This window comes from Nocardiopsis mangrovi, from assembly GCF_042653925.1.
Classification (GTDB): Bacteria; Actinomycetota; Actinomycetes; order Streptosporangiales; family Streptosporangiaceae; genus Nocardiopsis_B; species Nocardiopsis_B mangrovi.
The window spans coordinates 17,034-31,213 of the sequence record NZ_JBHSFQ010000032.1 but is presented as its reverse complement, the minus strand read 5'-3'; the positions used below and the strand labels follow the sequence as shown (position 1 = coordinate 31,213).

12 protein-coding genes are annotated in these 14,180 nt (G+C 73.4%); 5 read left to right on the top strand and 7 right to left on the bottom strand.

Annotated features, from left to right (window positions below):
• Positions 1-7: 7 nt before the first annotated feature.
• Positions 8-1,021, top strand: a complete 1,014-nt coding sequence (locus tag ACFO4E_RS24785; RefSeq protein ID WP_378578846.1) for an ABC transporter substrate-binding protein — start codon at positions 8-10, stop codon at positions 1,019-1,021.
• A gap of 85 nt (positions 1,022-1,106) precedes the next feature.
• Here ACFO4E_RS24785 and ACFO4E_RS24780 read toward each other — a convergent pair whose 3' ends face one another.
• The 4 genes from ACFO4E_RS24780 to ACFO4E_RS24765 are packed head-to-tail and all read right to left on the bottom strand — an operon-like array spanning position 1,107 to position 5,332.
• Positions 1,107-2,003, bottom strand: a complete 897-nt coding sequence (locus ACFO4E_RS24780) for a carbohydrate ABC transporter permease (protein ID WP_378578740.1) — start codon at positions 2,001-2,003, stop codon at positions 1,107-1,109.
• A complete protein-coding gene (locus ACFO4E_RS24775) occupies positions 2,000-2,935 on the bottom strand; it encodes a carbohydrate ABC transporter permease (RefSeq protein WP_378578738.1) in 936 nt (311 codons plus the stop codon). Before ACFO4E_RS24775 ends, ACFO4E_RS24780 begins: the two co-directional genes overlap by 4 nt.
• Complete coding sequence (locus tag ACFO4E_RS24770) at positions 2,932-4,287, bottom strand: ABC transporter substrate-binding protein (protein ID WP_378578736.1); 1,356 nt, start codon at positions 4,285-4,287, stop codon at positions 2,932-2,934. Before ACFO4E_RS24770 ends, ACFO4E_RS24775 begins: the two co-directional genes overlap by 4 nt.
• A gap of 37 nt (positions 4,288-4,324) precedes the next feature.
• The gene (locus tag ACFO4E_RS24765) at positions 4,325-5,332 is read right to left on the bottom strand and encodes a zinc-dependent alcohol dehydrogenase family protein (RefSeq protein WP_378578734.1); all 1,008 of its coding nucleotides are present in this window, start codon (positions 5,330-5,332) and stop codon (positions 4,325-4,327) included.
• A gap of 239 nt (positions 5,333-5,571) precedes the next feature.
• Here ACFO4E_RS24765 and ACFO4E_RS24760 point away from each other — a divergent pair, with 239 nt between their 5' ends.
• From ACFO4E_RS24760 to ACFO4E_RS24750, 3 genes are all read left to right on the top strand, one after another.
• Positions 5,572-6,486: a sugar-binding transcriptional regulator gene (locus tag ACFO4E_RS24760; protein ID WP_378578844.1), complete on the top strand. Its 915-nt coding sequence runs from the start codon at positions 5,572-5,574 to the stop codon at positions 6,484-6,486.
• Positions 6,487-6,685: 199 nt separating this feature from the next.
• The gene (gene xylB, locus ACFO4E_RS24755) at positions 6,686-8,077 is read left to right on the top strand and encodes a xylulokinase (RefSeq protein WP_378578732.1); all 1,392 of its coding nucleotides are present in this window, start codon (positions 6,686-6,688) and stop codon (positions 8,075-8,077) included.
• Positions 8,078-8,327: 250 nt separating this feature from the next.
• The gene (locus ACFO4E_RS24750) at positions 8,328-8,654 is read left to right on the top strand and encodes a hypothetical protein (protein WP_378578730.1); all 327 of its coding nucleotides are present in this window, start codon (positions 8,328-8,330) and stop codon (positions 8,652-8,654) included.
• 796 nt (positions 8,655-9,450) lie between these two features.
• Here ACFO4E_RS24750 and ACFO4E_RS24745 read toward each other — a convergent pair.
• Together ACFO4E_RS24745 and ACFO4E_RS24740 are read right to left on the bottom strand one after the other, a co-directional pair.
• On the bottom strand, positions 9,451-9,681 hold the full coding sequence (locus ACFO4E_RS24745; RefSeq protein WP_378578728.1) for a hypothetical protein: 231 nt from the start codon (positions 9,679-9,681) through the stop codon (positions 9,451-9,453).
• Between the two features lie 283 nt (positions 9,682-9,964).
• Entirely contained in the window at positions 9,965-11,128 is a 1,164-nt protein-coding gene (locus tag ACFO4E_RS24740; protein WP_378578726.1) for a baeRF2 domain-containing protein, read from the bottom strand.
• Positions 11,129-11,544: 416 nt separating this feature from the next.
• Between ACFO4E_RS24740 and ACFO4E_RS24735 the strand changes: the two genes are divergently transcribed.
• Positions 11,545-11,724, top strand: coding sequence for a hypothetical protein (locus ACFO4E_RS24735; RefSeq protein WP_378578723.1), 180 nt, complete (start codon positions 11,545-11,547; stop codon positions 11,722-11,724).
• 111 nt (positions 11,725-11,835) lie between these two features.
• Here the strand turns inward: ACFO4E_RS24735 and purL are convergent, their stop codons facing one another.
• The gene (gene purL, locus ACFO4E_RS24730; RefSeq protein WP_378578721.1) at positions 11,836-14,133 is read right to left on the bottom strand and encodes a phosphoribosylformylglycinamidine synthase subunit PurL; all 2,298 of its coding nucleotides are present in this window, start codon (positions 14,131-14,133) and stop codon (positions 11,836-11,838) included.
• Positions 14,134-14,180: the final 47 nt, after the last annotated feature.

Below are 14,180 nucleotides of genomic sequence, written 5' to 3'. Positions count from 1 at the left end.
GACGCCGATGAGCGCGCCCCCCGCCGCCGGCCGCGCGCGGCCGGCGCCGCGGCGGAAGAGGCGGCTCCGCTCCGCGCTGGTGCGCGCCACCGCGGTGGCGCTCGCGGTCGCCCTCGTGTCGTCGTGCGCCGTGCGCACGACGTCGGTGCTGCGCGACCCCGGCACCGTCCGCATCGCCCTCAACGGGTGGGTGGGCTATGAGGCCAGCGCCGCGGTGCTCCAGACGCTGCTGGAGGACGAGCTGGGCTACCAGGTGCAGCTCGTGCGGGTCGACGAGCAGCCGTCGTGGCAGGCCATGGACCAGGGCGAGGTCGACATGGTCGTGGAGAACTGGGGCCACGAGGACCTGATGGAGCTGTACGGCCCCGAGGGCAACGGCACCGTCGTCGACGGCGGGTCCACCGGCAACGACGGGACGCTCGGCTGGTACGTGCCGCGGTACCTGGTGGAGGACTATCCCGGGATCGACACCGTGGAGGGGGTGAAGGAGCACGCCGGCATCTTCGCGACCCCCGAGACCGGCGGCGAGACCGGGCAGTTCCTCGCGGGCGACCCGGCGTTCGTCACCCAGGACCAGGGCATGATCAACCATTTCGGGCTCGACCTGGAGGTCGTCTACGCCGGATCGGAGGCCGCGCAGATCACCGAGGTGCGGCAGCGCTACGCCGCCGAGGAGCCCGTGCTCTTCTACTTCTACGAGCCCCAGTGGCTCTTCGAGGAGCTCGACCTCGTGCACGTGGAGTTCCCCGAGTACACCGACGGCTGCGACGCCGACCTCGACGACGTGGCGTGCGACTACCCGGCCTACGACCTCAACAAGATCTTCCGCACCGGTTTCGCGGAGGAGGGCGGCCCGGCCTACGAGCTGCTGAAGAACTGGCAGTGGTCCAACGCCGACCAGAACGCGGTCGCGAAGATGATCGCCGACCAGGGGATGGACCCCCAGGACGCCGCCGCGGCCTGGGTGGAGGCCAACCCCGATGCGTGGCGCCCTTGGCTCCCGGCCAGCGTCGACCGCTAGGGGTGCGTCCCGCGGAGGCGGAGGAGCGCCGCGCAGGCGCTCCTCCGGTCCGTTCCACGGGGGCCGCGGGGCGGCCCGGGAGGGCCTATTTCACCGCGCCCATGGACAGGCCGCGGACGAGCTGCCGCTGTGCGATCCAGCCGACGATGACGATCGGCAGCGACACCAGGGTGGCGGCGGCCGACAGCCGGGCCAGGAAGAGGCCCTCGCTGGTCATGAAGCCGACCATGAACACCGGGACCGTCGCGGCCTGCGCGGCGGTCAGGTTCACAGCGAAGAAGAACTCGTTCCAGGAGAAGATCATGCAGATCAGAGCGGTGGCGGCGATGCCGGGGGCCATGATCGGCAGCATCACCGACCACAGGACCCGGGCCAGGCCGGCGCCCTCCATCTGCGCGGCCTCGATCACCCCCTTCGGCACCTCCAGGAAGAACGAGCGCAGCATCCACACCGCGATCGGCAGGTTCATGGCGGTGTAGAGGATGACCAGCGTCCAGATGTTGTCCAGCATCGCGACCTGGGCGGCGGCCACGTACAGCGGGACGACCACCGCCACCACCGGCAGCATCTTGGTGGAGATGAAGAAGAACAGCGCGTCGCGGGTGCGCCGGATCGGGCGGATCGACAGCGCGTAGGCGGCCGGCACGCCCAAGGCCAGCACCAGCCCGGTGGAGACCAGCGTGGCGATCGCGGAATTGCCCAGGTAGGGCAGGAAGTCGGCGCCGATCACCGCGCGGAACTGGTCCAGCGTGGGCGCGAAGAGCACCTGCGGCGGGGTCGTCACGGCGTCGCTCTCCTGCTTGAACGCCGTCATGACCAGCCACAGCGCCGGCGAGACGAACAGCAGGCCGATCGCCCAGGTGAGCACGGTGAGCGCGGTCCCGCGGGCGCCGCCGTTGCCGCGGCGCCGAGCGGATCCCGATGTCCGGTGCGGCGCGGGCCCGGTCCGGGCGGCCGCGCGTGCGGGGGCTGCGGTGGTCACGAGATCCCCTCCTGGGCGGACATGAACGAGCGGAAGATGAGGCGCAGCGCGAGGGTGGCCACGATGATCGTGCCCACGACGACCACGACCCCCATCGCGGCGGACTGGCCGATGTCGAAGCCCAGGAAGGCCCGCTGGTAGATGTAGAACGGCAGGTTCGCGCTGGCCGTCCCGGGGCCGCCCTGGGTCATCATGTAGATGGCGTCGAACGTGTTGACCACGTAGATCGACCCCAGCAGTACGCCCAGCTCGATGTAGCGGCGCAGGTGCGGCAGGGTGATCGAGACGAACATCTGCCAGCGGCCGGCGCCGTCGACCTGGCCGGCCTCGATGACGTCGCGGCCCTGGCTCTGGAGCCCCGCCAGCACCAGCAGCATCATGAACGGGGTCCACTGCCAGACCAGCGCCGTCACCACGGACACCACCGGGTACTGCGAGATCCAGTCGGTGCCGCCCAGTCCGAACGGGGTGAGCAGGAAGCCGATCAGGCCGAACACCGGGTCGAACATGATGTTCTTCCACAGCAGCGCGGTGGCCACCGGCAGCACCAGGAAGGGGGTGATGAGCAGGGTGCGCACGATGCCCCGGCCCAGGAACCTGCGGTCCAGCAGCATCGCCAGGCCGATCCCCAGCAGCATCGCCACCAGGACGCAGGACGCGGTGATGACGATCGTGTTGAGGGCCGCGGAGAGGAACTGGGCGTCGGTGAACACCGCCAGGTAGTTGGCCAGGCCCACGAACGACCGGGAGCCCGGTCGCAGCAGGTTCCACGACTGCACCGAGTAGAAGACCGTGAACAGGAACGGCAGCTGGGTCACGACCAGCATGAACACCAGCGCCGGCAGCAGCGGGGCGCGCCGGGACCAGTCGCCGGTGCGCCCGGCCTTCGCGGCGGCCCGCCGCGGTTTCGCGATGGTCGTCGCGCCGGTCATCGGCCCTCCTCCGCGTAGGTGTCGCCGACGCTCTGGGCGTAGCGCTGGCTCTGCTCCAGGGCCTCGTCGACGCTGATCTGCCCGGCGATGGCGGCGCTGAGCTGCTGGCTCACCCGGGTGCCCAGGTCCTGGAACTCGGGGATGGCGAGGAAGCCGATACCGGTGTAGGGGACCGGTTGCACCGAGGGGTTCTCGGGGTCGGCGTCCTCGATGCCCGCCAGCATCGGCGCGGAGTAGGACTCCGCGGCCCGCGCGTAGTCATCGATCTCGAAGGTCGACTGCCGGTTGCCGGGCGGGACCCGCTGCCAGCCGTAGGTCTCGCCCACGGTGCGGATGTAGTCCTTGTCGGTCATCCAGGACAGGAACCGCCACGCCTCGTCCTTGTTCTCGGAGGTCGCGGGGATGCCCAGGGACCACGTGTAGAGCCAGCCCCCGTAGTCGCTCTCGGCGACCGGCGCGGCCACGTAGCCGCTGTCGCCGACGACCGTGCTGGAGTCGGGGTCCTCGGTGGTGCTGACCATGGCGGTGGAGTCGTAGAACATGGCGGCGCCGCCCTGGCTGTAGTGGTTCAGGCAGTCGCCGAACCCGCTGGTGGCGGCGCCGGGCTGGCCGTGCTCGCGGACCAGGTCGACGTAGAACTCGGCCGCCGCCCGGAACTCGGGGGACTCCAGCTGCGCGTTCCAGTCCTCGTCGTACCAGCGCCCGCCGAAGGTGTTGAGCACGCTGTTGAACGGGCTCAGGACCTCGCCCCATCCGGCGAGCCCGCGCAGGCAGATGCCGGAGACCCCGCCCTCGGGGTCGTCGAGCTCCGCCGCGAGCCGCGCGATCTCGTCCCAGGTGGGGTTCTGCGGCATCTCCACCCCGGCCTGCTCGAACAGGTCGCGGCGGTAGGCGACGAACGACGACTCCCCGTAGAACGGGACCGAGTACATGTCGCCCTCGTAGGACAGGTCCTCGCGGATGGAGGGGATGAAGTCGGCGTCGTCGTAGCCCTCGGTGGCGTCGATGTAGGGCTGGAGGTTCTCCAGCCAGCCGTACTCGGCCCACTGCCGGGTCTCGTAGTTGCTGATCATGACCGCGTCGAACTCGCCGCCGCCCGTGGCGATGGAGGTGGTGATCTTGGCGCGGGCCTCGTTCTCGGGCAGGGCGACGAAATCGACCTCGATGCCGGGGTTCTCAGCTGTGAACTCCGACTGGAGCGAGATGGCGTCCTGCATCTGCGGGTTGGCGACGATGGCGATGACCAGGCGGGTGCCGTCGCCGGCGCCGGAGAGGGCGCCCGCGCCGGCGCAGCCGGTCAGCAGCAATGCGGCCGATCCCAGCGCCGCGGCCGGACGCATCAGGGTGCGCATCTGGTCGGTCCTCCTCGGGGGTTCATGGGGGCGCCCCTTACCGGAAGGTGTCGCCCGAGGGCACGACCTGGATCTTCACGCCCGCCCCGGACCTCATCAGGTCCAGAGCCGCGGGGAAGTCGGCGAGCGGGGCGGCGTGGGTCAGCAGCTGCTCCGTCTGGACCGCGCCCGATCCGATCAGGTCCAGGGCGGCGCCGTAGCTGTTGAGGACGGCCATGGAGCCGACCACGGTGATCTCGTCGTTGTAGATGCGGAACGGGGACAGGTCCACGCGGTCCTCGGCGGCGGCGACGCCGAAGACGAGGAGCCGGCCGCCGCGGCGCAGCGCGCCGAACGCCGCCTCGATGGCCCGCGGGTGGCCCGTGGCGTCGGCGGCGGCGTCGAACCGCTCGCCGTCCAGTTCGGCGACGTCGGTGGCCGTCGTCGCCGCGCCGAGCGCGGCGGCGATCTTGAGCCGCTCGGTGTTGCGGTCGACCACGGTGACGTCGGCGCCGCCTCTCTGGAGCAACTGGAGGAGCAGCAGGCCCATGGTGCCGGCGCCGATGAGCAGGAAGCGCTCGCCGACCGAGACCCCGATGCGCCGCACGCCGTGCACCGCGCAGGAGAGCGGCTCCACGATCGCGGCCTCGCGGAAGGTCATGCCGTCGGGCATCCGGTGGCAGTTGACCGCGGGGGCGGCGACGTACTCGGCGAACGCGCCGTCGACGGTGTCGCCGATCGCGCCCCAGTTGGCGCACAGGTTCCCGCGGCCGGCCCGGCAGAACGAGCAGTGGCCGCAGAAGAGCGACGGGTCGACGGCGACCCGGTCGCCCACCCGGAGGCCGCCGGGGGCGGCGGAGCCGACCGCGACGATCTCGCCGGCGAACTCGTGGCCGGGCACCAGCGGATAGGGGCTGGGCGGGAACTCGCCGTCGGCGATGTGCAGGTCGGTGCCGCAGATCCCGCACGCGCCCACCTGGACCACCACGCCGTCGGCGGCGGGTTCGGGGTCGGGGCGCTCTCCGACGCCGATCTGTCCGGGCGTCTCGATGATCGCTGCGCGCACGGCGGCTCCTCATGTCATGGTCCGGGGCCCCACCACCACCTGGTGACCGCTCATATGAGCGATGGGGATCACACTTGTGATTCAGCTCATTGAAAACCTGCGGGAAGCCGAATGTCAACGTATGATTCACGGATGAGCATGATTGGACTCACATGAGCGGTCCCGCGGGCGGTCCCTCCGACGACGGGGCCAGGTCGCCGGCGGGCGCCGAGAAGCCCATGGTCAAGGGCCCCGCGGAGCTGGTGCTCGTCTCGGCGATCGCCCGGCGCTTCTACGTCGACGGGCGCTCCAAGGTCGAGATCGGCGAGGAGTTCGGGCTGAGCCGCTTCAAGGTCGCGCGGGCGCTGGAGACCGCGCGCGAGAGCGGCATCGTGCGCATCGACATCAGGCTGCCCGCCCGGCTCGACGCCGAGCTCTCCGACCGGCTGCGCGACGCCTACGGGCTGCGCCGCGCCATCGTGGTGTCGGCGTCGGACGACCCCGTTCACAGCCGGCAGCAGCTCGGAGCGGTGGCGGCCGACCTGCTCGGCGAGATCGTCACGGACGACGACGTCCTCGGCCTGGCCTGGGGGCGGACCCTCCAGGTCATGGGGGCGGAGCTGACCCGGCTGGCCCGCTGTACCACCGTGCAGCTCAACGGCGTCCTGTCCGCGCGCTCCGACACCGCCGGCTCGGTCGAGACCGTGCGCCGCGCCGCCCGGCTCTCCGGCGGCCCCGCCTACCCCGTCTACGCCCCGCTGATCCTCCCCGACGCCGCGACCGCGCGCACCCTGCGCGCCGACCCCGGCATCGCCGCCGCGTTCGCCCACTTCGACCGGTTGACCACGGCGGTCGTCGCCATCGGCGGCTGGGACGACCGGTCGTCGACCGTCTTCGAGAGCCTCGACCCCGAGGTCCGCGAGCGCTGCGCCGAACTGGGGGTGCGCGCGGAGATCTCGGCGCAGTTCTTCGACGCCGACGGCGCCCGGGTCCGCACCGAGCTCGACGAGCGGGTGCTCAGCGTCAGCGCGGACCAGTTGCGCAAGGTCCCCGAGGTCATCGCCGTCGCCGGGGGAGCACACAAGGCGGAGGCGATCGGCGTCGCCCTCAAGACCGGCCTGATCTCCACGCTGGTGACCGATGCCGCCGCGGCGCAGGCACTGGCGCCGGGCTGATCGCGCCCCGGGGGGCGAGGGTGCGGACGGCGTCGCGGTGTGCTCCAATGCACATGTCGGCACCGGACCGATTCGTCCTCTCTGCGGTGGAACATCACGAGACGCGCCCGGTGCCGGACCGGATCTCGCCGGGGAACCGGCTGCCGGGACCCGGTCGTGGCGTGAGCGGACACGGACAGCGGATTGGTGGCGGACGGCCATGGGACTTGTCGCCGGTGTGGACTCCTCGACCCAGTCGTGCAAGGTCGTCATCCGGGACGGTGATACGGGACGGCTGGTGCGCAGCGGGCGGGCCGACCACCCCGACGGGACCGAGACCGATCCCGCCCACTGGTGGGCGGCGCTCCAGAAGGCCCTGCACGAGGCCGGCGGGCTCGACGGGGTCGACGCGATCAGCATCGCCGGCCAGCAGCACGGCATGGTCTGCCTGGACGAGGACGGCGCCGTCGTCCGGCCGGCACTGCTGTGGAACGACACCCGCTCGGCGGGAGCCGCGGCCGACCTCGTCGCCGAACTCGGCGCCGACCACTGGGCCGACGCCGTCGGCGTGGTACCGGTGGCCTCGTTCACCGCCACCAAGCTGCGCTGGCTCGCCGAGCACGAGCCCGGCAACGCCGCGCGCACCGCGGCCGTCTGCCTGCCGCACGACTGGCTGACCTGGAAACTCTCGGGGTCGACCGACCTCGCCGACCTGGTCACCGACCGGTCCGACGCGTCGGGCACCGGCTACTTCGACGGCCGCTCGAACACCTACCGCCGCGACCTGCTCGTCCGCGCCCTCGGCCACGACGCGCTGCTGCCCGAGGTGGCGGCGCCCGCGGCCGCCCGTCCGGGCCCGGACGGCATCCTCATCGGCCCGGGGGCCGGCGACAACGCGGCGGCATCGCTCGGCCTGGACGCGGGCGGGGACGTGGTGGTGTCGCTGGGCACGTCCGGAACCGTGTTCGCGCGCTCCGAGCACCGCGCCGCCGACCCGACCGGCGTGGTGGCGGGGTTCTCCGACGCGACCGGCGCGTTCCTGCCCCTGGTCTGCACGCTCAACGCCGCCCGGGTCCTCGACGCCGCCGCCCGGATGCTGGGGGTGGGCCTGGGCGAACTGAGCGACCTCGCCCTCGCCGCGCCGCCCGGGGCCGACGGGCTCACCCTCGTCCCCTACCTGGAGGGCGAGCGCACCCCCGACCTGCCCGATGCCACCGGCGCGCTGCACGGCCTCACCCTCGCCAACTCCACCCGGGAGAACCTGGCCCGGGCCGCGGTCGAGGGCATGCTCGGCGGGCTCGCGGTCGGCCTGGCGGCGCTCGCCGGCCAAGGGGTGCACGCGACGGGCGTGCGGCTGATCGGCGGCGCGGCCCGGTCGGAGGCGGTGCGCCGGATCGCCCCCGCGGTGTTCGGCGTCCCGGTGCTGGTGCCGGCGCCCGGCGAGCGCGTCGCCGACGGCGCCGCCCGGCAGGCCGCCTGGGTTCTGGGCGGCGCGGACGCGCCGCCGCAGTGGGCCGATCCCGCCGGCGCCGCGGAGTCCTACGAGGCGCCGCCAACACCCGGCCTGCGCGAACGCCATGCCGAAGCGTCGGCCAAGTACCTTCCCCGCTGACCCGGCCTGACCTGCCCCGGTGGCTCGGCGGCCCGGCGTGGTGGCGCCGGGCCGGCTGCGGAGAGGGACGGGTGCGTACCGCGCGCGGCCCGCGCGCGGCCCGCCTTCCCACGGGGAGCCGGGCGTACACGTGCCTGGGCGAATGTGAGCCCGGAATTGGGCCCGGGGGCCCTGTGCACCCCCTCGGGCCGCACCCAGGATGTGGAGTAGGGCCTTTATGGCGTGACCCATGTAGCAGGGAGGACAAGGCGTGCGACGGGTGCGGCGCGCCGATTCGGGCGGATTCCAGCTTAAATTCGTGCTGTTCATGGTGGTGGTGGTCGCTGCGGTGGGCCTGGGCCTTCCGCAGCAGGCGGCGTCGTTCGTCGACTCCGTCTTCTGCCCCCTCCGAGGCGACGCGGAATGCGAATCCGGTGAAGCGGCGAATGACGTCGACGATCCCTGGGATCGGCAACAGGAGGCGTTCCCCCCGGCGGAGGAACAGGATCCGTTCGCTCCCACTGGGGACGGCGAGGAGACCTGGCCGGAGGCGGTCGACCGCATCATGGAAGGGGTGGACGAACTGATATCGCTCTGATCGCCGCTCGGCGCCTCAAGGCACGGCGACCGCCGGGGCCGACGGCGGCGCGGCCGGGTACCGAGGTTCCTGCACATCCCCGTTCTGGGCAGGAACAGCGGGTGCCGGCGCGGCACCGCCGACCGGCGGCCGGGCACGGAACGCGCACGCCGAGGCGGCGCGAGAGCGTGGCCGGCGCCGCTCCGGTCCCGGGGCCGCGCCCCGGGACCGGAGTCGCGAGGCGAGAGGGAGGGCGATCCGAGAACGCCGGTGATCCGGACACAGCGGCGCGGCGCGCGATGCGCGGGCCGCGCCGCTGCCATGGGCGTGCGGGCCGGCGCGGGCCTGCCCTGGGTACGTTTCGGCGCGATCTTCGACCCGGCGCGGCGGGACGCCCTCGTCGGTTTTCGACGTGCACGGGCGCAGGGCTCGCGCCGGCCGCCGCGGTCCGGCGGAACCTCCGGACCGGTCGGCGCACCGCGGGCTCCCCGGATGAACCGCAGGAGCGCGCGCGTCCCCGGCGCCGGGGACGGATCCACGCCGGAACCGCCGTGCCCGTGGGCCTCCCGGCCGGTGAACTCCCGGGTGACGGGCGGCCGCACCGTCGAGGGCGTGGGTGTGCACCGCGGCCGGGTCCGTGAGGGTCGTCGGGAGCGGCGAAGCCGCGCCGGCAGCGGATCGCCGGTCGCTCGGCAGGCCGCACTCGACGCCCTCTTCTTCAGCGGACGCAGGAGTTCGTCGACAGCTCATCCACTCGACTGTGACGGCGAGCGCGCGAGACCGCAGACGGGGAGACCCGGCCGGCGGACCGAGCGGATCAGCGCTCGTGGCGCAGCCGCTGGCCGACCCAGTACACGTTCAGGCAGGCCGCGACGAAGCCCGCGGCCAGAACGACGGCGAGCGGCACCGAATGCGCCCACACGATCGCCAGCACCGTGCCCGCGAACAGGACCACCATCCCGAACACGGCCAGGACCACCCGGAACCCCAACGGGCTGGCCGGGCGCTCGTGGCTGCCCAAAGGCCCCTTCAGCCGTCCGCGACGCATGTCCCCTCCCGGGCTCGTCCGTGTCCATCGTCCCCGCGTCCGCACCCACTGCGGCGCGGCCATCGTAGAGCCCGGCGGTGCCGCACCGCCGGACGGGGGCGGTCCGCCGGCCCCGCCGACTCGCCAGGCTGGACCGCCGTTCCCCGGGCTCCGCGAAGCCCCCGCGTTCCCCGGTCGTACGCGCCTCCGGCCGGCCTCCGCCGGTGTCCCCCGGCCATAGGGGACCGCCGGGCGGCACCGTCCTCCCTCGGCGGCCCGCTCGACGGAGCGGCCCATGGCGAACTCATCCCCTGACCGGGGAGAAGCGCAGGAGCGCGCCCGCGCCGTTGGTGGCGTCGGCCGATTCGGGCAGCAGGGTGAACGCCGAGCGGGTGGCCTGGGCGGCGCGCAGCAGGAGGGCGCTCGCCGGGGCCTCCAGCGCTTCGCCGGGCTCGGTCAGCTCCGCGCGGGTCCGGGCCAGCTCCAGCGGATCGGAGGTCGACGCCCACAGGGTGGGCTCGTCGCGCCGGCCGGCGCTCAGCAGCAGCCGGCCCACCCCGCCCGACCGCAGGGCCGCCGCGGTGTCGGCGAACCCCTGGACGGCGAGGCCCGGGTGCTCCAGGTCCCCGAGGAAGTCGAGGACCACCCCCGCGCGCAGTGCCACGGCGGTCTCCCGCAGGCCCTGCTCCACCGCGCTGCGCAGCTCGACCATCGCGCCGCGGTCGCCGCGGCCGCCCGCCCGCACCTCGACCAGGATCCGCCGCGTGCGTTCGGAGAAGCGGTCGCGGATCATGCCGGCCGCGCGCTCGTCGCCGCCGAGGAAGACCACGCCGGCGCCGATCTCGTCCACCGCCCTCTCGACCTCGCGGACCGTCTGGGCGGCGTCGTCCGACCACACCCCTTCGGTGCCGCGCCGGTCGTACTCGTGCCGCCGGCCGCCTCCGCGGACCTTGCTGATGTGCAGTGTGGCCCCGTTGAAGTGCCGCTCGCCGGAGGGGCCGCCGTTCTCCGGGTAGGCGTGGATGTCGGCTCCCGAGCGGTCGGCGGCGACGAACACGTAGGCGAGCGTGTCGTCGAGGTCGGCGACCAGCTCGATCGGGTCGGCGACCGGCCACCACGACGCGCGGTCCTCCGCCGGGGGCCTCGACAGCGTGTAGGCCGCGATCAACTCGCCACCGGAGGCGAACAGCGCCTCGCCCTGGGGTCCGGGCACCCCGGTCGCGCCGCCCACGGCGCCGTCGAGCGCCCTGAGCGTCGCCTCGTCGGCGCCGTGCCCCTCCAGCCCCGCGCGCAGCGCCCGCCAGCGCCGGCCGATCCCGTGCGTGGCGTCGGCCGAGCCGCGCGTGGTGTCGAGGTAGACGGTGGCGACCGGGTCGGCCGCGCGGTACAGCGGTTCGAGGAATCCGAGCTCCATGGCGTGCGGGCCCGCCCGCGTCGGGCGGCCCGGCTCACCTCCCTGGTGCCTCATACGCCCCTTGGATCCCTACTGCCCGCGACGGCGCGCCCCATGCGGCCGGGCCCGCCGCCGTTCGCGCCCCGAGACACCGCACGGCCCCGCCCGCGCCACCACTTGGGGCTGCCCGTCGGCTCGCCGTGAGTCGGCTCGACCGCGCCCGCCTCCTCGCTCGGTTTCGGCGGCCCGGCGGGTGGGGCCTTCGGCCTGGGCGGCGCCGCCTGCGCTCGCTCGTCGGCTCGCCGTGGTGTTTCCTTGGCCGCGCTCGCCTTCTCGCTCGGCTTCGGCGGCCCCGCGGGGGCTTCGGCGGGGCAGGGCCGCCTGCGCTCGCTCGTCGGCTCGCCGCGGCGCAGTGGTGTTTCGAATGCGGTCCCCCCGGGTAGCGCGCGGTCCCCAAGGACCGCCGCAGATCATCGAAGGGGGACCGAGCGATGGAACGCGGAAGCGACAAGCACAGCGCCAAGGTCGACGACGACATGCGCAAGGAGTTCAAGAGCGTCCAGCAGGCCAACCGGCCCACGCGCATGCACGAGGAGCTGGAGAGCGAGCCGATGGTGGACGACGACGGCCGCCCCGCCACCGACCCCGAGGCCCGCCGCGACGACGAGTGACCCCGCTGCCCCGCCCCTGCCCCGGGACGACGGACGGCCGTGGCCCGGACCCATCAGGGTCCGGGCCACGGCCGTCCGCGTCGTCCGCGTCGTCCGTGCGGGAGCGGGTGCCTAGTCGGCGTCGAACACCGACGGCAGGGTCGACTCGTAGGCGGTGCGCAGGTCGGCCAGCTCGATGTCGAACCCGCCGTCGGGGTGCCGCACCGACAGTGCCCGCCCGCCGACCGTGCCGATCTCCGCGGCCGGGACGCCGTGGCGCCGGCACAGCTCGGTGAAGGCCGCCTCGGCGTCGGGGCGGACGGCCACGACGGCGCGCCCCGCGGACTCGCTGAACAGGGCGACGAACGGGTCGTCGACCCGCACCGAGCAGCCGGTCCCCCCGCGCATCGCCGATTCCGCCAGGGCCACGGCGAGCCCGCCGTCGGACAGGTCGTGCGCCGCCGCGGCCACGCCGTACTCGGCGGCCCCGGCCAGCACCTCGCCCAGCGCGGCCTCTGCCGGGAGGTCCACCTCGGGGGGCAGCCCGCCGAGGTGGCCGTGCACGGTCTCGGCCCACACCGAGCCGCCCAGCTCGTCGCGCGTGGTGCCGAGCAGGAAGATCTTGGCGCCGTCGGTGTCGGGGGTGAACGCGGTGGCCAGCCGGTCGTTGACGTCGTCGATCACACCCAGGACGCCGATCACCGGGGTCGGGTTGATCGCGACGTCGCCCGTCTGGTTGTAGAAGCTGACGTTGCCGCCCGTGACCGGGGTGCCCAGCTCCTGGCAGGCGTCGGCCAGGCCGCGGGTGGACTCGGCGAACTGCCACATCACCGCGGGGTCCTCCGGGGACCCGAAGTTCAGGCAGTTGGTCACCGCGAGCGGGCGGGCACCGGTGGCGGCGACGTTGCGGTAGGCCTCGGCGAAGGCCAGCCGGGTGCCGGTGTAGGGGTCGAGCCGGGTGTAGCGGCCGTTGCCGTCGGTGGCCAGCGCGATCCCCCGGTCGGCGTCCTCGCGGATCCGCACCATCCCGCCGTCGTGCGGGGTGGCCAGCACGGTGTTGCCCATGACGTAGCGGTCGTACTGCTGGGTGACCCACGTCGCGTCGCAGACACCGGGCGCGGCCAGCACCCGCAGGACCTGTTCGCGCAGCTCGTCGTCTGTCTTGGGCCGGTCGAGCCGGCCGGGGCCGTCGGCCTGGAGGTCGTCCTGGTGGGCCGGGCGCGCATAGGGGCGCTGGTAGACCGGGCCCTCGTCGGAGGCGGTGCGCGGCGGCAGGTCGACCACGGTCTCGCCGTGCCAGGTCATGACCAGCCGGCCGCCACGGGCGGCCTCCTCGGCGGTGACGTCGGTGACCTCGCCGATCACGGTGGCCAGGATGTTCCACTTGCCGCAGGTGGCCATGAAGTCGTCGAGCCGGCCCGGCTCCACGATCGCCATCATGCGCTCCTGCGACTCGCTCATCAGGATCTCCTCGGGCGTGAGCCGGGAGTCGCGCAGCGGCACCCGGTCCAGCTCGATGCGCATCCCCCCGGTACCGCCCGCCGCCAGCTCGGTGGTGGCGCAGGAGACGCCCGCGGCGCCGAGGTCCTGGATGCCGACCACGAGGTCCTCGGCGAACAGCTCCAGGCTGCATTCGATGAGGAGCTTCTCCATGAACGGGTCGCCGACCTGGACGCTGGGCCGCTTGGCCTGGCTCTCGTCGTCGAAGGTGGCGCTGGCCAGCACGGAGGCGCCGCCGATTCCGTCGGGGCCCGTGGTGGAGCCGAAGAGCACGACCTTGTTGCCGGGGCCGGGGGCCTGGGCGAGCTTGATGTCCTCGTGCTTCAGCACGCCCACGCACAACGCGTTGACCAGCGGGTTTCCGGCGTAGCCGGCGCCGAAGCCCAGCTCCCCGCCGATGTTGGGCAGGCCCAGGCAGTTGCCGTAGAACGAGATGCCCGAGACCACGCCCGGCAGCACCCGGCGGGTGTCGGGGGCGTCGATGGGGCCGAAGCGCAGCGCGTCCATGACGGCGATGGGCCGGGCGCCCATGGTGAGGATGTCGCGGACGATGCCGCCGACCCCGGTGGCCGCGCCCTGGTGCGGTTCGACGTAGGAGGGGTGGTTGTGCGATTCGATCTTGAAGGTCACGGCGTGGCCGTCGCCGACGTCGACCACCCCGGCGTTCTCGCCCATGCCGACGAGCAGGGCGTCGTTCTCGGGCGCCTTCTCGCCGAACTGGCGCAGGTGCACCTTGGAGCTCTTGTAGGAGCAGTGCTCGCTCCACATGACCGAGTAGATGGCCAGCTCCGCGGACGTGGGGCGGCGGCCCAGGATCTCGCGGACCCGCGCGTACTCGTCATCGGCCATGCCGAGTTCGGCGTAGGGCTGCGGGGTCTCCGGTGTGCTCTCGGCCGTCCTGACCGTGTCGAGCCGTGCTGTTTCGGGCATGCGGTGTCCGTTCGGGGTGCTGGTGCTGATCATGCGCGGTGGTCCGG

Bases quoted from the DNA above. Each gene is read 5' to 3' on its own strand.
- ACFO4E_RS24745 (WP_378578728.1), bottom strand. From the start codon at position 9,681: ATGCGTCGCGGACGGCTGAAGGGGCCTTTGGGCAGCCACGAGCGCCCG.
- ACFO4E_RS24770 (WP_378578736.1), bottom strand. From the start codon at position 4,287: ATGCGCACCCTGATGCGTCCGGCCGCGGCGCTGGGATCGGCCGCATTG.
- ACFO4E_RS24775 (WP_378578738.1), bottom strand. From the start codon at position 2,935: ATGACCGGCGCGACGACCATCGCGAAACCGCGGCGGGCCGCCGCGAAG.
- ACFO4E_RS24740 (WP_378578726.1), bottom strand. From the start codon at position 11,128: ATGAGGCACCAGGGAGGTGAGCCGGGCCGCCCGACGCGGGCGGGCCCG.
- purL (WP_378578721.1), bottom strand. From the start codon at position 14,133: ATGCCCGAAACAGCACGGCTCGACACGGTCAGGACGGCCGAGAGCACA.
- xylB (WP_378578732.1), top strand. From the start codon at position 6,686: ATGGGACTTGTCGCCGGTGTGGACTCCTCGACCCAGTCGTGCAAGGTC.
- ACFO4E_RS24735 (WP_378578723.1), top strand. From the start codon at position 11,545: ATGGAACGCGGAAGCGACAAGCACAGCGCCAAGGTCGACGACGACATG.
- ACFO4E_RS24785 (WP_378578846.1), top strand. From the start codon at position 8: ATGAGCGCGCCCCCCGCCGCCGGCCGCGCGCGGCCGGCGCCGCGGCGG.